At 59.0% G+C, this 20,513-nt stretch carries 18 protein-coding genes and 1 tRNA gene; 12 read left to right on the top strand and 7 right to left on the bottom strand.

What is annotated here, in order from left to right; translation table 11 throughout:
* The first annotated feature begins 95 nt into the window (after positions 1-95).
* The 3 genes from IB212_RS08410 to IB212_RS08400 all read left to right on the top strand — a co-directional run bounded on the left by IB212_RS08410 (position 96) and on the right by IB212_RS08400 (position 1,879).
* Positions 96-956 carry a pirin family protein gene (locus IB212_RS08410; RefSeq protein WP_041910542.1) on the top strand — a complete coding sequence of 287 codons (861 nt, stop codon included), beginning with the start codon at positions 96-98 and terminating at the stop codon, positions 954-956.
* Between the two features lie 20 nt (positions 957-976).
* Entirely contained in the window at positions 977-1,654 is a 678-nt protein-coding gene (locus IB212_RS08405; RefSeq protein WP_025755865.1) for an isochorismatase family protein, read from the top strand.
* Between the two features lie 137 nt (positions 1,655-1,791).
* Positions 1,792-1,879, top strand: a tRNA-Ser gene (locus tag IB212_RS08400).
* A gap of 723 nt (positions 1,880-2,602) precedes the next feature.
* On the opposite strand, the gene phoH is transcribed toward IB212_RS08400, so the two are convergent.
* The 4 genes from phoH to efeU form a co-directional block, all read right to left on the bottom strand.
* Positions 2,603-3,391 carry a phosphate starvation-inducible protein PhoH gene (phoH, locus tag IB212_RS08395; RefSeq protein ID WP_024908976.1) on the bottom strand — a complete coding sequence of 263 codons (789 nt, stop codon included), beginning with the start codon at positions 3,389-3,391 and terminating at the stop codon, positions 2,603-2,605.
* Positions 3,392-3,890: 499 nt separating this feature from the next.
* A complete protein-coding gene (gene efeB / locus IB212_RS08390; RefSeq protein WP_188245803.1) occupies positions 3,891-5,174 on the bottom strand; it encodes an iron uptake transporter deferrochelatase/peroxidase subunit in 1,284 nt (427 codons plus the stop codon).
* Between the two features lie 5 nt (positions 5,175-5,179).
* Positions 5,180-6,307, bottom strand: coding sequence for an iron uptake system protein EfeO (gene efeO / locus IB212_RS08385; protein WP_028012666.1), 1,128 nt, complete (start codon positions 6,305-6,307; stop codon positions 5,180-5,182).
* Between the two features lie 40 nt (positions 6,308-6,347).
* Positions 6,348-7,181: an iron uptake transporter permease EfeU gene (gene efeU, locus IB212_RS08380; protein ID WP_028012665.1), complete on the bottom strand. Its 834-nt coding sequence runs from the start codon at positions 7,179-7,181 to the stop codon at positions 6,348-6,350.
* Positions 7,182-7,432: 251 nt separating this feature from the next.
* Between efeU and IB212_RS08375 the strand changes: the two genes are divergently transcribed.
* Positions 7,433-8,617, top strand: a complete 1,185-nt coding sequence (locus tag IB212_RS08375) for a NupC/NupG family nucleoside CNT transporter (protein ID WP_041910544.1) — start codon at positions 7,433-7,435, stop codon at positions 8,615-8,617.
* A 48-nt stretch (positions 8,618-8,665) separates the two neighbouring features.
* Here IB212_RS08375 and IB212_RS08370 read toward each other — a convergent pair whose 3' ends face one another.
* Positions 8,666-9,085, bottom strand: a complete 420-nt coding sequence (locus tag IB212_RS08370) for a DUF3574 domain-containing protein (RefSeq protein ID WP_041910545.1) — start codon at positions 9,083-9,085, stop codon at positions 8,666-8,668.
* 115 nt (positions 9,086-9,200) lie between these two features.
* A complete protein-coding gene (putP, locus tag IB212_RS08365; protein WP_041910546.1) occupies positions 9,201-10,709 on the bottom strand; it encodes a sodium/proline symporter PutP in 1,509 nt (502 codons plus the stop codon).
* Positions 10,710-11,131: 422 nt separating this feature from the next.
* On the opposite strand from putP, the gene putA reads away from it, so the two are divergent.
* Together putA and IB212_RS08355 are read left to right on the top strand one after the other, a co-directional pair.
* A complete protein-coding gene (gene putA, locus IB212_RS08360; RefSeq protein ID WP_041910547.1) occupies positions 11,132-15,094 on the top strand; it encodes a trifunctional transcriptional regulator/proline dehydrogenase/L-glutamate gamma-semialdehyde dehydrogenase in 3,963 nt (1,320 codons plus the stop codon).
* A gap of 51 nt (positions 15,095-15,145) precedes the next feature.
* Positions 15,146-15,541, top strand: a complete 396-nt coding sequence (locus IB212_RS08355) for a lysozyme inhibitor LprI family protein (protein ID WP_041910548.1) — start codon at positions 15,146-15,148, stop codon at positions 15,539-15,541.
* On the opposite strand, the gene rutR is transcribed toward IB212_RS08355, so the two are convergent.
* Complete coding sequence (rutR, locus tag IB212_RS08350; protein WP_028012659.1) at positions 15,538-16,176, bottom strand: HTH-type transcriptional regulator RutR; 639 nt, start codon at positions 16,174-16,176, stop codon at positions 15,538-15,540. The two genes, IB212_RS08355 and rutR, sit on opposite strands and share 4 nt — an antisense overlap.
* 245 nt (positions 16,177-16,421) lie before the next feature.
* Here rutR and rutA point away from each other — a divergent pair, with 245 nt between their 5' ends.
* From rutA to rutF, 6 genes are read left to right on the top strand one after another with little or no spacing between them, the layout of a single operon-like run.
* A complete protein-coding gene (rutA, locus tag IB212_RS08345) occupies positions 16,422-17,513 on the top strand; it encodes a pyrimidine utilization protein A (RefSeq protein WP_041910549.1) in 1,092 nt (363 codons plus the stop codon).
* Positions 17,513-18,202, top strand: coding sequence for a pyrimidine utilization protein B (gene rutB / locus IB212_RS08340; protein WP_028012657.1), 690 nt, complete (start codon positions 17,513-17,515; stop codon positions 18,200-18,202). Before rutA ends, rutB begins: the two co-directional genes overlap by 1 nt.
* An 11-nt stretch (positions 18,203-18,213) precedes the next feature.
* Complete coding sequence (gene rutC, locus IB212_RS08335; protein ID WP_041910550.1) at positions 18,214-18,600, top strand: pyrimidine utilization protein C; 387 nt, start codon at positions 18,214-18,216, stop codon at positions 18,598-18,600.
* A 7-nt stretch (positions 18,601-18,607) separates the two neighbouring features.
* Positions 18,608-19,408: a pyrimidine utilization protein D gene (gene rutD / locus IB212_RS08330; RefSeq protein ID WP_028012656.1), complete on the top strand. Its 801-nt coding sequence runs from the start codon at positions 18,608-18,610 to the stop codon at positions 19,406-19,408.
* A gap of 9 nt (positions 19,409-19,417) precedes the next feature.
* Positions 19,418-20,008: a malonic semialdehyde reductase gene (locus IB212_RS08325; protein WP_041910551.1), complete on the top strand. Its 591-nt coding sequence runs from the start codon at positions 19,418-19,420 to the stop codon at positions 20,006-20,008.
* Between the two features lie 12 nt (positions 20,009-20,020).
* Positions 20,021-20,512 (top strand): NADH-dependent FMN reductase RutF, encoded by a 492-nt coding sequence (gene rutF / locus IB212_RS08320; protein ID WP_032644856.1) that lies wholly within the window; start codon positions 20,021-20,023, stop codon positions 20,510-20,512.
* The last annotated feature ends 1 nt before the right edge of the window (position 20,513 follow it).

The following is a 20,513-nucleotide window of genomic DNA, read 5'->3' as shown; positions in this document are numbered from 1 at the left end:
CCATATTCAGAACAGTGAATGTCATTTTCACTATCTACCGGGATATTAACCCTGAATATAAGCTAATTACATCAACAGAACATCAGGAGTTCATCATGAAAAACGTAACAGGCGTTTATACCGCACCTCGTCCGCACTGGGTCGGTGACGGTTTCCCGGTTCGTTCAATGTTTTCTTACCAGACGCACGGCGAGCCGCTGAGCCCGTTTCTGCTGCTGGACTATGCCGGACCGTACACCTTCCCGGCGGACGGCGCGAAACGCGGCGTGGGCGAGCATCCTCATCGCGGCTTTGAAACGGTGACCATCGTTTACGCCGGCGAAGTAGAGCATCGCGACTCCACCGGCAGAGGCGGCGTTATTGGCCCCGGCGACGTGCAGTGGATGACGGCGGGCGCAGGCATCCTGCACGAGGAGTTCCACTCCAGCGCCTTCGCGCAGAAAGGCGGTGAACTAAAAATGATGCAGCTGTGGGTCAACCTGCCCGCCAAAGACAAAATGGCGACGCCCGGCTACCAGAGCATCACCAAAGCGGATATCCCGGTGGTCACGCTGCCGGATAACAGCGGCACGCTGCGGGTCATCGCCGGTCGCCATGAGGACGTGACGGGCCCGGCCCATACCTTCTCACCGCTGAACGTCTGGGACATCGCGCTTAACCAGGGCAGCCATCTGACGCTCAACCAGCCCGAAGGCTGGAGCACGGCGCTGGTGGTACTTGAGGGCAGCGTAACGGTGAACGGCACCACGCCAGCGGGTGAAGCGCAGCTGGTTGTGCTAAGTCAGAGCGGTGAAAAGCTGCATCTGGAAGCGAACAGCGACGCGAAATTGCTGCTGATGGCCGGTGAGCCGCTGAATGAACCGATAGTGGGCTACGGCCCGTTTGTGATGAACAGTAAAACCGAGATCGCGGAAGCCATTCGTGATTTCAACTCCGGCCGCTTTGGCCAGATCTGAACGTAATTAAGGAGCGCAATATGTCTACCCCTGCAAACTTCAACGGTGCACGTCCCGTCATTGACGTAAATGATGCCGTCATGCTGCTTATCGACCACCAGAGCGGGCTGTTCCAGACCGTCGGCGACATGCCCATGCCGGAGCTGCGCGCCCGTGCGGCGGCGCTGGCAAAGATCGCCACGCTGGCGAAGATCCCGGTGATCACCACCGCCTCCGTTCCACAGGGACCGAACGGCCCGCTTATCCCGGAGATCCACGCCAACGCGCCGCATGCGCAGTATGTGGCCCGCAAAGGTGAGATCAACGCCTGGGATAACCCGGAATTCGTGGCGGCGGTAAAAGCTACCGGTCGCAAGACGTTAATTATTGCAGGCACGATCACCAGCGTCTGCATGGCCTTCCCGTCCATCAGTGCGGTGGCGGACGGATATAAAGTGTTTGCGGTGATTGATGCCTCCGGCACCTACAGCAAAATGGCGCAGGAGATCACCCTGGCCCGCGTGGTCCAGGCAGGCGTGGTGCCGATGGATACCGCCGCTGTGGCCTCTGAGATCCAGCGAACCTGGAACCGTGAAGATGCGGCTGAATGGGCTGAGGTATACACCCACATCTTCCCGGCCTACCAGCTGCTGATCGAAAGCTACGGCAAAGCGCAGGAGGTGGTGAAAAACAGCGAAGTTCTCGATTCGCAGCGTTAATCCTGCGCTGTACGACATAAGCTGATTAAGGCTTAACCGAACAAGCACGAATGCAGAAAATCTGCTTGACCGCTTTCGCGCAACTCCCTATAGTAGCGCCCCGTTGCCCCCCAAGCGGTCAGGCAGCAAAACAATATGGTGAGGTGTCCGAGTGGCTGAAGGAGCACGCCTGGAAAGTGTGTATACGGCAACGTATCGGGGGTTCGAATCCCCCCCTCACCGCCATATTTGAAGAAGAGCTCGCATGAAAATGCGGGCTTTTTTTTCGCATATTGCACGCCTGTGGGGGGATGAGAACCCCCGACTGGGGTTCGACAACTGGCGCAGCCAGTTGGACAGACTGTGAGCAAAGCGAACAGGCTGCCCGCAGGGCGAGCGAAGCGAGTCAATCCCCCCCGTAGCCATATGCAACTCGGTGCGGCCTGAGACCCTAACCTTCTCCCCAGGAGCTGAGGGTTCCCCACAAATTAATGCTAGCACTGAACAATCCCCTCGCCCCTTTGGGGAGAGGGTTAGGGTGAGGGAAACATACGGCTGTGGTGGTCATTCCGTTCACTTTATGTTCCCTGCTACTCTGTAACGACATGACCGGTGAACGTGCCAGGGTGGCTCAGTCGCCACCACCCTGGCGACCCGGGCTCCCGGCGGTAAATCGCCGCTTCGCGGTGCCCTCGGCTTATTCCTTCCGGCTTATCGGGTACGGGCGGAGGTAACGTCCCTGTAAAGCCCGCCCTCTCGGCGCATCCCTGCGCCTCGCCCCGGCCGGAAGGCAAACGCCTCAGCGATTTACAGCCGGACCAGAGCATCGCTGAAAGCCTTAAATCGTTCTGAAACAACGTTAATGCTTCTGCTTAAAAATTACTGGGGATCTCTCACCCCCAGGCGAGAGGGAATAAAATGCACATAAAACAAAGCCCGGTTTCCCGGGCCTTGAACACAACAGCAAACTCAGTAATACGCTTGCAGCGTGCGCTGACAGAGCGCCGAACGCACGCAGTCCTCTTTGGTGAAACGAACCACCCCAATCATCTCATCTTCCTCAAAACGTGACATGGCGTCGCTCAGTCCGGACTTCACGCCCGACGGCAGGTCACACTGGGTAATATCGCCGTTGACGATAACCGTCACGTTCTCCCCGAGGCGCGTTAAAAACATCTTCATTTGCGCAGCGGTCACGTTCTGAGCCTCGTCAAGAATAACGACCGCATTTTCAAATGTACGTCCGCGCATATAGGCGAACGGCGCGATTTCCACCTTGCCAATCTCTGGTCGCAGGCAGTACTGCATAAAGGATGCACCCAGTCGCTTCACCAGCACGTCATAGACGGGTCTGAAGTACGGAGCAAACTTCTCCGAAATATCGCCGGGCAGGAAGCCGAGATCTTCATCAGCTTGCAGTACAGGACGGGTAACAATAATGCGCTCCACGTCCTTATGGATCAGCGCTTCCGCTGCTTTGGCTGCACTGATCCAGGTTTTCCCGCATCCGGCTTCACCGGTTGCAAAGATGAGCTGTTTACTCTCGATAGCATTCAGGTAGTGCGCCTGAGCCTCATTGCGCGCCACAATTGGAGAATTATCACGGCTGTCTCTGGCCATGCCAATTGCTTCTACGCCACTCATCTGCACAAGCGAGGTGACCGATTCTTCTTCACGCTGTTTATGGCTACGTGAGTCCCGTCTCAGCACACGTTTTGCTTCGCGACGAGCTTTGATCACTGCTTTTTGTCTTCCCATGGATAGCACCTTGAGTTGTTGGTATTCATCACACGCGCCAGCTTCGGCACGATTATGCGCACGAACATCAGAGGGTTGGCTTCCTTGTAAGCCATTGCTTGCTTTATCAGATGACGATACAGAACGGCTACGCGCACCGGTCTGCACGTCGGTCGAATCAGATTCTTGAGGTGTGGGGGAGAATTTAGTGGTGAGGAAATCGCTGCCGGAGTCTGAGCCTCCGCGCCGGGTGCTGCGGTTGTTATGTTTACCTTGTCCAGTACAGGACGCAACCATTCGCGATCTCCATAGTGATTCAGCATCACTGCCGGGAACTACCGCTGTCTTATCTTAAGTACATCAGGAGTTATCATAAATGCAACATTTATTTTACCTGAATGCAACTTTTAAGACTGTTCCTGCAGCGGAATCAGTCTTATATATGAATATTACAGAAATATAACAATAAGATAGTCATATGAAAAAATAATGTCCCCGCGAACTATCGCAGGGACGATTATCAGGCTTCCATCAGACCTTGTGCGAGATACGCGCCAGCATCGCGCGCGCCGGGCAGGGCAAAGAAATAGCCGCCGCCGATGGGCTTAATGTACTCTTCCAGCGCTTCGCCGTTTAACCGCTTCTGCACGGTCAGGAAGCCTTTCTCCAGATCGTGCTGATAGCAGACGAACAGCAGCCCCATATCAAGCTGGCCGGAATTGGTCACGCCCAGCGAATAGCTGTAGCCACGGCGCATCATCAGGCTGGACTGCGTCTCTTTGGTGCGCGGGTTGGCAAGGCGAATATGGCTGTCGAGCGCGATAACGTCGCCATCCGGGTCGTTCGCGTAGTCCGGCACATCATGCTCGTGCTTCATGCCCAGCGGCGCCCCGCTCTGCTTGTCGCGGCCAAAAATCGTCTGCTGCTCTTTCAACGGCGTGCGGTCCCAGAACTCCACGTGGAACTGAATAATGCGCACAGCCTGGTAGCTGCCGCCCACCGCCCATGCGGGTTCCCGCTGATCTGCCGTCACCCACACCACGTCTTTCATCAGCGCCGCATCGCTGCTGTCCGGGTTGGCCGTGCCGTCCTTAAAGCCCAGCAGGTTAACCGGCGTCTCTTTGCCTTTGCTGAGGGCGGCGTGGTCAGAGATAAACCCTTCCCGCTTCCAGCGCACGCTCAGCAGATCCGGCGTGTGCTTGATGATATCGCGCAGGGCGTGGATCACCGTGTCCTGAGTATTGGCACAAATCTGCAGGAGCAGATCGCCGTGGCACAGCGCAGCGTCGAGGGAGTCATTCGGGAAGCGCGTCATCTTCTGCAGCGCGTTCGGCTTCTGTTTTGCCAGGCCGTAGCGGCCGTCAAACAGCGACTCCCCTACCGACACGGTAATGGTCAGGTTATCCGGCGCGATAAACGCCCCGAGGATACCGGAATCCATCGGCGGCAGGCGCGGGTTCGGCGTATCCGGTGCCGGCCCGCCCGCGGTAAGAAACGCGATGCGCGCCGTCAGCAGGCGGAACAGACGCTCCAGATCCGCCTTATCGCTGGCCAGCGAATCAAAGGCCACCAGCATCATGGAAGCCTGCTGCGGCGTGAGAATACCCGCCTGGTGCGCGCCATAAAACGGCTGGGTCTCCATCCGGGCATCCGGCGAGAGCGTACCGGGCGCGCTCTGCGGTTTCGCCGCATGCGCCACCGGGCAACCTCCCGCTAGGGCAAACGCGCCGCCCAGCGCCCCTACCCCTTTTAACAAACGACGTCGGGAAGGTTCCGCCACGTCGAATTCTTCGTGCTTGTTCATCGTGCTTAGTCCAGACCCAGTACGCCGCGCAGCAAGGAGAGATCTTCCGCCAGCGTCGTAATCGGGCCTTTCAGCGCGTTACGGTCGGCGTCGGTCAGCTTGTCGTAGGTTTCGAACCCGTCTTTGGTACGGTACTTCGCCAGGATGGTATCGACCTTTTTGAAGTTGGCATCTACTTTCGCCAGCAGTTCGCCGTTCTCTTTCTGCAGCTGAGGACGCAGCAGCTCGACAATCTTCTGCGCACCGTCGACGTTGGCCTGGAAGTCCCACAGGTCGGTATGGCTGTAGCGATCTTCTTCACCGCTGATTTTGCTCGCGGCCACTTCTTCAATCAGACCGGCCGCGCCGCCCACCACCTTCGACGGCGGGAAGGCAAGCTCGCTGATGCGCTTTTGCAGCTCCAGCACGTCGGTGTTCAGCTGCCCGGCGTATTTCTCCATTCCTTTGGTGGAGTTATCGCCAAACAGGGCTTTTTCCAGACGGTGGAAGCCGGTGAATTTCGGATCGGCGGCCTTCTGCTCGTAGTCATCTTCGCGGGCATCAATGCTGCCGTCGAGGTCAGAGAACAGCTCGGCAATCGGCTCGATGCGCTCGTAGTGCTGACGGGTTGGCGCGTACAGGGATTTCGCTTTTTCGATATCGCCCGCTTTCACGGCGTCGGTGAAGGCTTTGGTGCCCGTGACCAGGTCCGCCGTCTCTTTGGTGACGTAGGCTTTATAGGCGGTGATAGCGTCGCCCAGGCTCAGCAGGGCCGTGCCTTTGGCCGCGTCCGCCGTCGCTGCACCTTTGACGATCAGCTTGCCTTTAGGGTTGGTCAGCAGGCCGCAGGTCATGTCGTATTCACCCGGCTGCAGGTTGGCGGTCATCTTCTGGCTGAAGCCCGGCGCGATGTTCTCGCGCTCTTCCACCACCATCACGCCTTTGAGGATCTCCCACTCCAGCGCCTTCTGGCTGTGGTTCTGAATGATAAACTGGGTTTTACCGCTGTTAACCGTGATGGTCATCGGCTCACACTGCTTATCGTTAACGGTGACTTTTACCTGCGGAATATCCGCAGCCTGCGCAGCGAATGCAGAAGCGAACAGCGCGGCAATGCCTGCGCACAATGCACTACGACGAAACTGAATTGCCATGACTCTTCCCTTAAAAAGTATGTTGTAACTAAAACAATAATTATGGCGCAACGCGCGACGCCTGCGAGCCGGTACGCGGCGGCATCGCGAACAGCACCAGCGCCGGAACCAGATAGATAAAGTACATCGCCACTTCGCTGACGCTCGGCGTTTCCTGGTAGCCGAAGATGCCTTCGAGCAGGGTGCCGGTCAGTGAATGGGTGGAGAGAACGTTGCTAAGATCGAACGCCACGTCCTGGAAGTGGTTCCACAGGCCCGCCTCGTGGAAGGCGCGGATCGCTCCTGCCGCCAGCCCCGCGGCCACCAGCAGAATGAACAGGCTGGTCCACTTAAAGAAGGCGCCCAGGTTGAGGCGAATGCCGCCCCAGTAGAGCAGAAAGCCCAGCACCACCGCCGTTGCCAGACCGAGCATAGCGCCCAGCGGCGGCCAGATGCCCACGTCCTGCTGGAATGCCGCCAGCAGGAAGAAAACCGATTCCAGACCCTCGCGCGCCACGGCGAAAAAGACCATCATGATCAGCGCCCAGCCGTGGTGATTCCCCTTCTGCAGGGCATTATCCACCGCCTGCTCCAGTTGCACCTTCACGTTGCGGGAAACTTTGCGCATCCAGAAGACCATCCACGTCAGGATGAACACCGCAATCACGGCGACGATACCTTCAAACAGCTCCTGCTCTTTCTGCGGGAATTCGCCGGTGGTTTCATTGATGAGGATACCTAAGCCCAGGCAGAGCGCCGCGGCAAGGAAGACGCCAACCCACATCACGCCAATCCAGCGCCCACGCTGGGTGCGCTTCAGATAGCTGGCGATAAGGCTGACAATCAGGGCCGCTTCAAGGCCTTCACGTAACATAATGAGAAATGGAACAAACATGCCGACACCTTAAATGTTTATCGCGGTCAACTGATGCAAAGAAAGGTAAATTCTTGTGATAGTGATTATCATTACGGCGAAAGGAAACACAAGCGAAATGTGTGGTGATTTGATGACGAGTTGTAAACGCAAAGCCTGTTAATAGTTGCCGCCGTTACCGATAAGTTTAAAAGTTATAATAAAAATGCCCATTTACGGTTAACCAGTGCTGTGGCTAAATATCCGCCTCAAAAACCAACCGAAAATATCCCATGTTTAAGATTGTCCATTTCCTGCTGGCGCTGGTGATTATTCTTGCGCTTGCCTGGCTGGTGAGTTTCGACCGCCGAAAAATTCGCATTCGTTATGTTTTACAGCTGATTGTTATTGAAATTGCCCTGGCGTTCTTTTTCCTGCACGCCGAAAGCGGGCTATTCCTGATTAAATACGTTTCCGGCTTCTTTGAGTCACTGCTGAAATTTGCCTCGGAAGGGACGAATTTCGTCTTTGGAGGAATGGGAGAAAAAGGGCTGGCGTTTATTTTCCTCGGCGTGCTGTGTCCGATTATTTTTATTTCCGCACTGATTGGTATTCTCCAGCACTGGCGGATCCTGCCGATTTTTATTCGAATCATCGGGACGCTGCTGTCAAAGCTGAACGGCATGGGCAAGCTGGAATCGTTCAACGCGGTGAGCTCGCTGATCCTTGGCCAGTCGGAAAACTTCATTGCCTATAAAGGCGTGCTGGGGGATCTCTCCTCGCGTCGTCTGTTCACCATGGCGGCCACGGCCATGTCGACGGTCTCCCTGTCGATTGTCGGTGCCTATATGACCATGCTCGACGCCAAATTTGTCGTTGCCGCGCTGATCCTGAACATGTTCAGCACCTTTATTATTCTCTCGGTCATTAACCCGATACGTCCGGAAGCCGAGCCGGATATCAAGCTGGAAAAACTGCATGAATCCCAGAGCTTCTTTGAAATGCTGGGCGAGTATATTCTGGCCGGTTTTAAGGTGGCGATGATTATTCTGGCGATGCTGATTGGCTTTATCGCCCTCATCAGCGCCGTTAACGCCCTCTTCTCCAGCGTATTCGGCATGAGCTTCCAGCAGATCCTGGGCTATGTGTTTTATCCGCTGGCGTGGCTTATCGGGATTCCACTCAGCGATGCGTTAAACGCGGGCAGCATTATGGCAACCAAGCTGGTGGCGAATGAATTTGTGGCGATGATTGAACTGCAAAAAATTGCTCATGAAATGTCACCGCGCGGGCTGGGTATTTTGTCCGTCTTCCTGGTGTCGTTCGCTAACTTCGCCTCCATCGGCATCGTCGCCGGGGCGATTAAGGGGCTGAACGAGCAGCAGGGCAACGTGGTGTCGCGGTTTGGTCTGCGCCTGGTATACGGTGCGACGCTGGTGAGCCTGCTGTCGGCGAGCTTTGCGGGATTAGTGCTGTAAATAGCTTTGCTACAAAACAACAACGGCGGGTTATCCCGCCGTTTTTTATTAAAACTGTACGCACACCGGCTGGTCGACTCGCATCACCGATTCCTGCGCGAAACGAGACTTATAGATCCCGCGCAACGCTTCGATGTTCTTCTCGCTCTGCGCGTCTTTACCGTGGATGAGCATTAGCGCCTTGCTCGGTTCACGCGCCACTTTTCCGTCGTTGCCCAGCCACTGCCCGCGCGCATCAAACACCGTTAAGCCATCGCGAAAACGCGGCGTCACGTCCTGGTCAACAAACTGCTGCCACTCGCTGCTGGTAATCTGCGCCCCTGCCGGGCGATTCAAGCCAAAATAGAGCGTGGTCTGCTGCATCTGGTTATCCGCTTTGCAGGTCTCTACCGCCGCATGTTGCGATGGCGCGTTGCAGCCCGCCAGCATCAATAATGCCGCTGCCATTACCCCTGTTTTGATGGTCATGTATCGCTATCCTCATTGTTATAAGCACATGGATATCACAGGAAAATACGAATTTTGGCAAGAAAAAAGCCGGGTGCGCTTGCGCTTACCCGGCCTACGGTGTTACGTGGGAAAATTATTCTGCCTGAAGCTTAGTCGGCGGCGCAGTGTGGTAGTGCGCATCCGCTTCCGCAAAGCGCTTCTGCATAGAGGCAGACGGGGCTTTACCCAGCAGGCTGAACACCACAATACCGATGCTGCCGAAGATGAAGCCCGGAATGATTTCGTACAGGCCCAGCCACGCGAACTGCTTCCAGACGATGACGGTCACCGCACCGATGATCATCCCCGCCAGCGCGCCGTTGCGGGTCATGCGTGACCACATGACGGAGAACAGCACCACCGGCCCAAACGCGGCACCGAAGCCCGCCCACGCGTAGCTCACGAGACCCAGCACGCGGTTTTCCGGGTTGGCTGCCAGCGCAATGGCTACCAGCGCCACCACCAGCACCATAAAGCGCCCTACCCACACCAGCTCTTTCTGGCTCGCATTTTTACGCAGGAAGGCCTTGTAGAGATCTTCGGTGATTGCACTGGAGCAAACCAGCAGCTGACAGCTCAGGGTGGACATCACCGCCGCCAGGATCGCGGAGAGCAAAATACCGGCAATCCACGGGTTAAACAGAATCTGCGCCAGCTCGATGAACACGCGCTCGGCGTTCTGGTTCACCGCGCCCGCCTGCGCCGGGTTATTGCTGAAGTAGGCGATACCGAAGAAGCCGACCGCACACGCGCCCGCCAGACACAGGATCATCCACGTCATGCTGATGCGACGCGCGTGAACGATGGTGTGGTGAGAATCCGCCGCCATAAAGCGCGCCAGAATGTGCGGCTGACCGAAGTAGCCCAGGCCCCAGCCCATCAGGGAAACGATGGCAACGAAGTTCAGCCCTTTCAGCATGTCGACGTTTTCAATGCTCTTCTGCTTGATCACTTCCAGCGATTCGCCAAAGCCGCCGACGGTGAAAATCACAATCACCGGGGTCAGGATCAGGGCGAAAATCATCAGGCTCGCCTGCACGGTGTCGGTCCAGCTGACGGCCAGGAAGCCGCCCACGAAGGTATAGAGGATGGTTGCCGCGGCACCGGCCCACAGGGCGGTTTCATAGCTCATGCCGAAGGTGCTTTCGAACAGGCGCGCACCCGCCACGATGCCGGAGGCGCAGTAGATGGTGAAGAACAGCAGGATCACCACCGCGGAGATAATGCGCAGAATGCGGCTGTTATCTTCAAAGCGTCCGGTGAAGTAGTCCGGCAGCGTCAGGGCGTTGTTGTTGGCTTCGGTATGCACGCGCAGACGGCCTGCCACCAGCTTCCAGTTGATCCACGCGCCGACGGTCAGGCCGATGGCGATCCAGCTTTCGGAAATACCAGAGATGAAAATCGCGCCCGGCAGCCCCATCAGCAGCCAGCCGCTCATGTCGGATGCGCCCGCAGAGAGCGCGGTGACCATTGGGCCTAAGCTGCGCCCGCCAAGGATGTAGTCGTCAAAGTTTTTAGTGGAACGCCATGCCAAAAACCCTATCAGGATCATGCCAAAAATATAAACGAGAAATGTCACCAGCATCGGTGTGCTAATAGCCATTCAAATTCTCCAAAATGTCGAGCGACAACCGTCCGGGTTGCCTTGTTATGTCATCACCGGAACGTAGTGATGTGTGTATGTGTTTCCGTTGGGCGCGCTATCCTGCCGTATACGCTCCCCACTGACAAACGATTTAACACTGCATTTACATGAATTTCATCCCTGGTTTTATACGTCTTTCCTATAGGTTGCACTCGCTCACATTTATACGGGTTGCACCTTTGAAAAGTGTTAAGCACCGCATAAAAACAGGCTTCGCATGCAGAAGCCAGCGCTTTTTTCCAGCTAACCATTCGTTAACAATCCATTCATTTTCCAGCTTGCAAACCAGGTCACATTTAACACGGTTGCACAAAGTTGCAACATGGTGGATATTTCACGCTATCAACAGAACGCTATTACAGAACAACAGGAGTTTTGGCATGGGGATGACCACCATGGGGGTTAAGCTGGATGACGCGACCCGCGAACGGATTAAGACCGCAGCAACCCGCATTGACCGCACACCGCACTGGTTAATCAAGCAGGCGATTTTTAACTATCTGGAAAGGCTGGAGAGTGAAGATGGCCTGCCTGAGCTGCCTGCCCTGCTGGCGGGCGCAGCGAACGAAAGCGAAGACGCCGCGACGGCGGTGGAAGAGAACCACCAGCCGTTCCTCGAATTTGCCGAGCAGATCCTGCCGCAGTCCGTCAGCCGCGCCGCCATTACCGGGGCTTACCGCCGCGCCGAAACCGACGCCGTGCCGATGCTGCTGGAGCAGGCCCGCCTGCCGGAAGCCATTGCCGCCCAGGCGCACAGCCTGGCGTATCAGTTAGCCGACAAGCTGCGCAACCAGAAAACCGCCACCGGCCGCGCCGGGATGGTGCAGGGCCTGTTGCAGGAGTTCTCCCTCTCCTCACAGGAAGGCGTGGCGCTGATGTGCCTGGCGGAAGCGCTGCTGCGTATTCCGGATAAAGCTACCCGCGACGCGCTCATCCGCGACAAGATCAGCAACGGCAACTGGCACTCCCACATTGGCCGCAGCCCGTCGCTGTTCGTCAACGCCGCCACCTGGGGTCTGCTGTTTACCGGCAAGCTGGTCTCCACCCATAACGAAGCTAACCTGTCACGCTCTCTGAACCGCATTATCGGCAAGAGCGGCGAGCCGCTGATCCGCAAAGGCGTGGACATGGCGATGCGCCTGATGGGCGAGCAGTTCGTCACCGGGGAAACCATTGCCGAAGCGCTGGCGAACGCCCGCAAGCTGGAGGACAAAGGTTTCCGCTACTCCTATGACATGCTGGGCGAAGCGGCGCTCACCGCCGCCGATGCGCAGGCCTACATGGTCTCTTACCAGCAGGCGATCCACGCCATCGGTAAAGCGTCCAACGGTCGCGGTATTTATGAAGGTCCGGGCATCTCTATTAAGCTTTCCGCCCTGCACCCGCGCTATAGCCGCGCGCAGTACGACCGGGTGATGGAAGAGCTCTATCCGCGCCTGAAGTCCCTGACCCTGCTGGCGCGCCAGTATGACATCGGCATTAATATCGACGCCGAAGAGGCTGACCGTCTGGAGATCTCCCTCGATCTGCTGGAAAAATTGTGCTTCGAGCCGGAACTGGCAGGCTGGAACGGGATTGGTTTCGTTATTCAGGCCTACCAGAAACGCTGTCCGTTCGTCATTGATTACCTGATTGACCTGGCCAGCCGCAGCCGTCGCCGCCTGATGATCCGCCTGGTGAAAGGCGCCTACTGGGACAGCGAAATCAAACGCGCCCAGATGGAAGGTCTGGAAGGCTATCCGGTCTATACCCGCAAGGTCTACACCGACGTCTCTTACCTCGCGTGCGCGAAAAAACTGCTCGGCGTGCCGAACCTGATTTACCCGCAGTTCGCGACCCACAACGCCCATACCCTGGCGGCGATCTACAGCCTGGCCGGGCAGAACTACTATCCGGGCCAGTACGAGTTCCAGTGCCTGCACGGCATGGGCGAACCGCTGTACGAGCAGGTCACCGGGAAAGTGGCGGACGGCAAGCTGAACCGCCCGTGCCGCATCTATGCCCCGGTGGGCACCCATGAAACCCTGCTGGCGTACCTGGTGCGTCGTCTGCTGGAGAACGGGGCGAACACCTCCTTCGTTAACCGCATCGCCGACACCACGCTGCCGCTCGACGAACTGGTGGCCGATCCGGTGCAGGCCGTAGAGAAGCTGGCGGCGCAGGAAGGCCAGATTGGTCTGCCGCATCCGAAAATTGCCCTGCCGCGCGAGCTGTACGGCGCGGGCCGCGTCAACTCGGCGGGCCTGGATCTGGCGAACGAACACCGTCTGGCGTCGCTCTCCTCTGCCCTGCTCAACAGCGCATTGCAGAAATGGCAGGCCAAACCGATCCTTGAGCAGTCCGTTGAGGACGGTGAAATGCAGCCGGTGATCAACCCGGCAGAGCCGAAGGACATCGTCGGCTACGCGCGTGAAGCAACCGAAGCGGAAGTGGAACAGGCGCTGGAGAGCGCGGTGAATAACGCGCCAATCTGGTTTGCCACCCCGCCGCAGGAGCGTGCCGCCATTCTGGAACGTGCCGCGGTGCTGATGGAAGATCAGATGCAGCAGCTCATCGGCATTCTGGTGCGCGAAGCGGGTAAAACCTTCAGCAACGCCATCGCCGAAGTGCGTGAGGCGGTCGACTTCCTGCACTACTACGCCGGTCAGGTGCGCGATGATTTCGACAACGAAACGCACCGTCCGCTCGGTCCGGTGGTCTGTATCAGCCCGTGGAACTTCCCGCTGGCGATCTTCACCGGCCAGATTGCCGCCGCCCTTGCCGCAGGCAACAGCGTGCTGGCGAAACCGGCAGAGCAAACCCCGCTGATTGCCGCCCAGGGCATCAACATTCTTCTGGAAGCAGGCGTTCCGGCGGGCGTGGTGCAACTGCTGCCAGGGCGCGGTGAAACGGTGGGCGCCAAACTCACCTCCGATAACCGCGTGCGCGGCGTGATGTTTACCGGTTCGACCGAAGTGGCCTCCCTGCTGCAACGCAACATCGCCACCCGTCTGGATGCGCAGGGTCGTCCTACCCCGCTTATCGCCGAAACCGGCGGCATGAACGCCATGATTGTTGACTCCTCCGCCCTCACCGAGCAGGTGGTGGTTGACGTGCTGGCCTCCGCCTTCGACAGCGCCGGTCAGCGCTGCTCCGCCCTGCGCGTGCTGTGCTTACAGGATGACGTGGCTGACCACACGCTGAAGATGCTGCGCGGCGCGATGGCGGAATGCCGCATGGGCAACCCGGGCCGTCTCACCACCGACATCGGGCCGGTGATCGACGCGGAAGCCAAAGCCAACATTGAAAACCACATTCAGGCCATGCGCGCCAAAGGCCGTCCGGTGTTCCAGGCGGTGCGCGAGAACAGCGAAGATGCCCGCGAGTGGCGTACGGGCACCTTTGTGCCGCCAACGCTGATCGAGCTGGCGAGCTTCGACGAGCTGAAAAAAGAGGTCTTCGGCCCGGTGCTTCACGTGGTGCGTTACAACCGTAACAACCTCAACGCGCTTATCGACCAGATCAACGCCTCCGGCTACGGCCTGACGCTCGGCGTGCATACCCGTATCGACGAGACCATTGCGCAGGTCACCGGCACGGCCAAAGTCGGCAACCTGTACGTCAACCGCAACATGGTTGGCGCGGTCGTGGGCGTGCAGCCGTTCGGCGGCGAAGGCCTCTCCGGTACCGGTCCGAAAGCGGGCGGTCCGCTCTACCTGTACCGTCTGCTGGCGAACCGTCCTGAGAACGCACTGGGAGTCACCCTGGCGCGTCAGGATGCGGAGTATCCGGTGGATGCGCAGCTGAAAACCGTGCTGACCCAGCCGCTGGAGGCGCTGATCGCCTGGGCGGAAAAACGTCCTGAACTGCGTGCGATTGCGCAGCAGTACGGCGAGCTGGCGCAGGCCGGTACCCAGCGTCTGCTGCCGGGGCCAACCGGCGAGCGCAACACCTGGACGCTGATGCCGCGCGAACGCGTACTGTGCGTGGCGGATAACGAGCAGGACGCGCTGGTACAGCTGGCCGCCGCGATGGCCACCGGGTGTGAAGTGCTGTGGCCGGACGATGCGCTGCATCGCGATCTCGCCAAACAGCTGCCGAAAGCGGTCTCGGCCCGCATTCGCTTTGCGAAGGCCGATGCCCTGCTGACCCAGCCGTTTGACGCGGTGATCTACCACGGTGATTCCGACCAGCTGCGCGAGCTGTGCGAGCAGGTGGCGGCCCGCAGCGGGGCGATTGTTTCCGTGCAGGGCTTCGCCCGCGGGGAAACCAACCTGCTGCTGGAGCGTCTGTACGTGGAGCGCTCGCTCAGCGTCAACACCGCGGCGGCGGGCGGTAACGCCAGCCTGATGACAATCGGCTAACGCTGTGCTAATAAGGCTCCGGAGACGGAGCCTTATTTTATTGGGGAGTATATGAAACGATATCTTATCGCCGGTGCGGCACTGCTGCTCAGCACCAGCGCGCTGGCCAACGAGTGCGACAACGCCACTACGCAGCTTGAACTGAATACCTGTAGCGCGCAGCAGTACCAGGCAGCCGATAAAAAACTCAACCAGACCTACCAGGCCGCCATCAAACGCGCGGCGGCCCCCCAGCGCGACCTGCTGAAAAAAGCGCAACAGGCGTGGATTACCCTGCGCGACGCGGACTGCGCGTTTATCGGTTCGGGGACGGAAGGAGGGAGCGTCCAGCCAATGATCGTTAACCAGTGCCTGGCGGAAAAAACCGTGGAGCGCGAGGCGTTTCTGGCCTCGCTGATGCAGTGTGAAGAAGGCGACTTAAGCTGCCCTCTCCCGCCGGGCAATTAACGCACGCGGATCCCTTCGATAATCATCCGCTGCACATTTTCGAGGGTGCTCTGGAAAAACGCCTCGTCCTGGAGCGTTTTACCGGTCACCGCCTCAACCTGGGCCGCAAAGTCAGCGTAGTGCTGGGTTGCGGCCCAGATCATAAAGATCAGGTGCTGCGGGTCGACCGGGGCCAGTTTTCCGCTGGCAACCCATCCGGCGATAATCGCCGACTTATCGTCCACCAGCTGCTTTAAATCCCCCGTCAGCTCCGCCTGTAGCAGCGGCGCGCCCTGCAGCATCTCAAGACAAAACAGCCTTGACGCCTGCGGGTAATCGCGCGACACCTCGAGCTTCAGGCGAATGTACTCCTCGATAGCCACCAGCGGGGCCAGCTCTTCGCGAAATGCCTTGAGCGGCGCCAGCCAGATATCGAGGATCTGCTGCATCACCGCCACATACAGCGCCTCTTTCGACGGGTAATAGTAGAGCAGATTGGTTTTAGACACCCCGGACTGCTCCGCCACCTGCTCCAGGCGCGTGCCGTGAATGCCAAACTGTGAAAAGGTCTCCAGCGCGGCGCTGAGGATCGCCTGCTTTTTGGCGCTCACCGCCTGCGAACGTTTTCCGGGTGTTTTCACTGCGCCTTGTGTCATTTCCGCTCTCCATTTTCTTTCCTGCGCTCAGCATAGCAAAACCCCCGCCTCGCCACGACCTTCTGCACTCCCATCGCGCATGAGTGCCTGTTTTCTGTGCAATGTTTTTGACCATTTAGTCCACATTTAGCGGCATCAATCCTCCAACCTCTTATTAACACATTAATAACACAAGCGTTTTCAAAACTGGCATTGCCTTTGCAAAACCACCGTTACACCTGCGACGTAATGAAGAGAGGTTCGTGATGAAAATTGGCGTATTTGTACCCATCGGCAACAACGGCTGGCTTATCTCGACCACTGCACCGCAGTACATGCCGACCTTTGAGCTGAACAAAGCCATCGTGCAGAAAGCGGAGCACTACCATTTCGACTTTGCGCTTTCGATGATCAAGCTGCGCGGCTTTGGCGGCAAAACGGAATTCTGGGATCACAACCTGGAGTCCTTCACACTGATGGCCGGGCTGGCAGCGGTTACCTCGCGGATCCAGATCTACGCCACCGCGGCCACCCTCACCCTTCCGCCCGCGATCGTGGCACGCATGGCCTCCACCATCGACTCCATCTCCGGCGGGCGCTTTGGCGTTAACCTGGTCACCGGCTGGCAAAAACCGGAGTACGAGCAGATGGGACTCTGGCCGGGCGACGATTACTTCTCCCGTCGCTACGACTACCTGACCGAATACGTGCAGGTGCTGCGCGACCTGTGGGGCACCGGCAAAAGCGACTTCAAAGGCGACTTCTTTACCATGAACGACTGCCGCGTCAGCCCGCAGCCGTCGGTGCCGATGAAGGTGATTTGCGCCGGGCAGAGCGACGCCGGGATGGAATTCTCGGCGAAATACGCCGACTTTAACTTCTGCTTCGGCAAAGGCGTTAACACCCCTGCCGCCTTCGCCCCGACTGCCGCGCGCATGAAGGAGGCCGCCGACAAAACCGGGCGCGATGTGGGCTCGTACGTGCTGTTTATGGTGATTGCCGACGAAACCGACGACGCCGCACGCGCCAAATGGGAACGGTATAAGGACGGCGCTGACGACGAAGCCCTGAGCTGGCTTACCGAGCAGAGCCAGAAAGACACCCGTTCCGGCGCAGACACCAACGTGCGTCAGATGGCCGACCCGACCTCCGCCGTCAATATCAACATGGGCACGCTGGTGGGCTCGTATGCCAGCGTCGCCAGGATGCTCGACGAAGTGGCGGCCGTACCCGGCGCGGAGGGTGTCCTGCTGACCTTCGATGATTTCCTCACCGGCGTGGAAACCTTCGGCGAGCGCATCCAGCCGCTGATGCAGTGCCGCGCCCACATTCCTGCCGTCACGAAGGAGGTGGCGTAATGACGACCTTAAACGCTCGCCCGGAAGCCATCACCTTTGCGCCGCAGCAGAGCGCGCTGATTGTGGTAGACATGCAAAACGCCTATGCCAGCCAGGGCGGTTATCTGGATCTGGCGGGGTTCGACGTCTCCGCCACGCGGCCGGTGATCGAGAACATCAAAACCGCCGTCGCCGCCGCGCGCGCGGCGGGAATGCTCATCATCTGGTTCCAGAACGGCTGGGACGACCAGTACGTCGAAGCCGGTGGCCCCGGCTCACCCAACTTCCACAAATCCAACGCCCTGAAAACCATGCGTAAACGGCCCGAACTGCAGGGCAAGCTGCTGGCCAAAGGCGGCTGGGATTATCAGCTGGTGGATGAGCTGGTCCCGCAGGCGGGCGATATCGTCCTGCCGAAACCGCGCTACAGCGGCTTTTTCAACACCCCGCTCGACAGCCTGCTGCGCAGCCGGGGCATTCGCCACCTGGTGTTCACCGGCATTGCCACCAACGTCTGCGTGGAATCGACCCTGCGCGACGGCTTTTTCCTCGAGTATTTCGGCGTGGTGCTGGAAGACGCGACCCATCAGGCCGGGCCGGAATTCGCCCAAAAGGCAGCTTTGTTCAATATCGAAACCTTTTTTGGCTGGGTCAGTAACGTTGCGGATTTCTGCGACGCCCTGAATCCTCCGCTCGCCCGTATCGCCTGAGGAGACACACGATGCCGAAATCCGTAATCATCCCGCCGGGCACCAGCACGCCCATCGCCCCGTTCGTCCCCGGCACCCTCGCCGACGGCGTGGTGTATGTCTCCGGCACGCTGCCGTTTGATAAAGACAACAACGTGGTATTTATCAACGACCCAAAGGCGCAAACCCGCCACGTGCTGGAGACGATCAAAACCGTGATCGAAACGGCGGGTGGCACCATGGAGGACGTGACCTTCAACAGCATCTTTATCACCGACTGGAAAAACTACGCCGCGATTAACGAAATCTACGCCGAGTTCTTCCCCGGCGATAAACCGGCGCGGTTCTGCATTCAGTGCGGGCTGGTAAAACAGGACGCGCTGGTTGAGATCGCCACCGTTGCGCACATCGCGAAGTGAGGCAGGCATGAAACTTTCCGTCTCGCCGCCGCCATACGAGGGTGCGCCCGTGGTGGTCTTTATTTCCGGTCTCGGCGGCAGCGGCAGCTACTGGCTGCCCCAGCAGGCCGCGCTGGAGCCGGAGTATCAGGTGGTGTGCTATGACCAGCGGGGAACGGGCAATAACCCCGACACCCTGCCGGAGGGTTACAGCCTTGCGCAGATGGCAGACGAGCTCGCCCAGGCGCTGGCTGACGCAGGCATTGCGCGCTACAGCGTCGTCGGGCACGCGCTCGGCGCGCTGGTCGGCCTGCAGCTGGCCCTCGACAGGCCCGACGCCCTCACCGCGCTGGTGTGCGTCAACGGCTGGCTGACCCTCAATGCCCACACCCGCCGCTGTTTTGACGTTCGCGAGCGGCTGCTGCATTCCGGCGGCGCGCAGGCGTGGGTCGAGGCGCAGCCGCTGTTTCTCTACCCGGCAGACTGGATGGCCGCCCGCGCGCCGCGTCTGGAGGCCGAAGAAGCGCTGGCGCTGGCCCATTTCCAGGGTAAAACCAACCTGCTGCGCAGGCTCAGCGCCCTGAAAAAAGCCGACTTCCGCCGCCAGTCCGCACGCATTCGCTGCCCGGTTCACATTATCTGTTCCGCCGACGACGTGCTGGTGCCGTCCGTCTGTTCCGCTGAACTGCACGCCGCCCTCCCGCACGCCCACAAAACGGTCATGCGCCAGGGCGGACATGCCTGCAACGTCACCGAACCGGACACCTTTAACACCCTGCTGCTGAACGGGCTTGCCAGCCTGCTGCACAGCCCTGAACCCGCTTTATAAGGAGCTTTGATGAGCGAAGCCATTACCCCCGCCGCGCTGGAAACGCTGTTCACCGGTGCTCGCACCCACAACGGCTGGCTGGATATGCCGGTCAGCGACGAGACGCTGCGCGAGATGTATGACCTGATGAAATGGGGCCCGACGTCTGCCAACTGCTCACCGGCGCGCATTGTCTTTGTGCGAAGCGCAGAGGGAAAAGAGAAGCTGCGCCCGGCGCTCTCCAGCGGCAACCTCGAGAAAACGCTTACCGCCCCGGTGACAGCGATTGTCGCCTGGGACGGGGAATTCTACGAGCGCCTGCCCGAGCTGTTCCCGCACGGCGATGCCAGAAGCTGGTTTACCGCAAGCCCCGCGCTGGCGGAAGAGACGGCCTTTCGCAACAGCTCAATGCAGGCCGCGTATCTGATTTTCGCATGTCGCGCCCTGGGCCTGGACACCGGCCCGATGTCGGGCTTTGACCGACAAAAGGTCGACGAGGCCTTTTTCACCGGCACAACGCTTAAAAGCAACCTGCTGATCAACATTGGCTATGGCGATACGCGCAAACTTTACGGGCGCCTGCCGCGCCTGACCTTCGACGATGCCTGCGGACTGGCGTAAGGAGCGATCGTGATGACACCCGATAAACAAACCTTTCGCGACGCCATGGCCTGCGTCGGCGCGGCGGTCAACATCATCACTACCGACGGCCCGGCGGGGATGGCGGGCTTCACCGCCAGCGCGGTATGCAGCGTCACGGATTCCCCTCCCACCCTGCTGGTGTGCCTGAACCGCGGCGCGTCGGTCTGGCCCACGTTCAGCGAAAACCGCACCCTGTGTGTGAATACCCTGAGCGCCGGACAGGAGCCTTTATCCAATCTGTTTGGCGGCAAAACGCCGATGGCGGAACGCTTTACCGCCGCCCGCTGGCAGACGGGCGACACGGGCTGCCCGCGTCTGGAGGATGCGCTGGCCTCGTTTGACTGCCGCATCAGCCAGGTGGTCAGCGTCGGTACTCACGACATTCTGTTTTGCGACATCGTATCGATTATTCGCCACCCCGCCCCGCAAGGTCTGGTGTGGTTTGACCGCAGCTACCACGCGCTTATGCGACCCGCCTGCTAAG

It is taken from the genome of Enterobacter sp. E12, assembly GCF_014596715.2.
Classification (GTDB): Bacteria; Pseudomonadota; Gammaproteobacteria; order Enterobacterales; family Enterobacteriaceae; genus Enterobacter; species Enterobacter bugandensis.
This window is presented reverse-complemented; position numbering and strand designations above follow the sequence as displayed.

What these genes read in the sequence shown, in the direction of transcription:
- IB212_RS08410 (WP_041910542.1), top strand. Translation starts at nt 96, where the DNA reads ATGAAAAACGTAACAGGCGTTTATACCGCACCTCGTCCGCACTGGGTC.
- IB212_RS08405 (WP_025755865.1), top strand. Translation starts at nt 977, where the DNA reads ATGTCTACCCCTGCAAACTTCAACGGTGCACGTCCCGTCATTGACGTA.
- phoH (WP_024908976.1), bottom strand. Translation starts at nt 3,391, where the DNA reads ATGGGAAGACAAAAAGCAGTGATCAAAGCTCGTCGCGAAGCAAAACGT.
- efeB (WP_188245803.1), bottom strand. Translation starts at nt 5,174, where the DNA reads ATGAACAAGCACGAAGAATTCGACGTGGCGGAACCTTCCCGACGTCGT.
- efeO (WP_028012666.1), bottom strand. Translation starts at nt 6,307, where the DNA reads ATGGCAATTCAGTTTCGTCGTAGTGCATTGTGCGCAGGCATTGCCGCG.
- efeU (WP_028012665.1), bottom strand. Translation starts at nt 7,181, where the DNA reads ATGTTTGTTCCATTTCTCATTATGTTACGTGAAGGCCTTGAAGCGGCC.
- IB212_RS08375 (WP_041910544.1), top strand. Translation starts at nt 7,433, where the DNA reads ATGTTTAAGATTGTCCATTTCCTGCTGGCGCTGGTGATTATTCTTGCG.
- IB212_RS08370 (WP_041910545.1), bottom strand. Translation starts at nt 9,085, where the DNA reads ATGACCATCAAAACAGGGGTAATGGCAGCGGCATTATTGATGCTGGCG.
- putP (WP_041910546.1), bottom strand. Translation starts at nt 10,709, where the DNA reads ATGGCTATTAGCACACCGATGCTGGTGACATTTCTCGTTTATATTTTT.
- putA (WP_041910547.1), top strand. Translation starts at nt 11,132, where the DNA reads ATGGGGATGACCACCATGGGGGTTAAGCTGGATGACGCGACCCGCGAA.
- IB212_RS08355 (WP_041910548.1), top strand. Translation starts at nt 15,146, where the DNA reads ATGAAACGATATCTTATCGCCGGTGCGGCACTGCTGCTCAGCACCAGC.
- rutR (WP_028012659.1), bottom strand. Translation starts at nt 16,176, where the DNA reads ATGACACAAGGCGCAGTGAAAACACCCGGAAAACGTTCGCAGGCGGTG.
- rutA (WP_041910549.1), top strand. Translation starts at nt 16,422, where the DNA reads ATGAAAATTGGCGTATTTGTACCCATCGGCAACAACGGCTGGCTTATC.
- rutB (WP_028012657.1), top strand. Translation starts at nt 17,513, where the DNA reads ATGACGACCTTAAACGCTCGCCCGGAAGCCATCACCTTTGCGCCGCAG.
- rutC (WP_041910550.1), top strand. Translation starts at nt 18,214, where the DNA reads ATGCCGAAATCCGTAATCATCCCGCCGGGCACCAGCACGCCCATCGCC.
- rutD (WP_028012656.1), top strand. Translation starts at nt 18,608, where the DNA reads ATGAAACTTTCCGTCTCGCCGCCGCCATACGAGGGTGCGCCCGTGGTG.
- IB212_RS08325 (WP_041910551.1), top strand. Translation starts at nt 19,418, where the DNA reads ATGAGCGAAGCCATTACCCCCGCCGCGCTGGAAACGCTGTTCACCGGT.
- rutF (WP_032644856.1), top strand. Translation starts at nt 20,021, where the DNA reads ATGACACCCGATAAACAAACCTTTCGCGACGCCATGGCCTGCGTCGGC.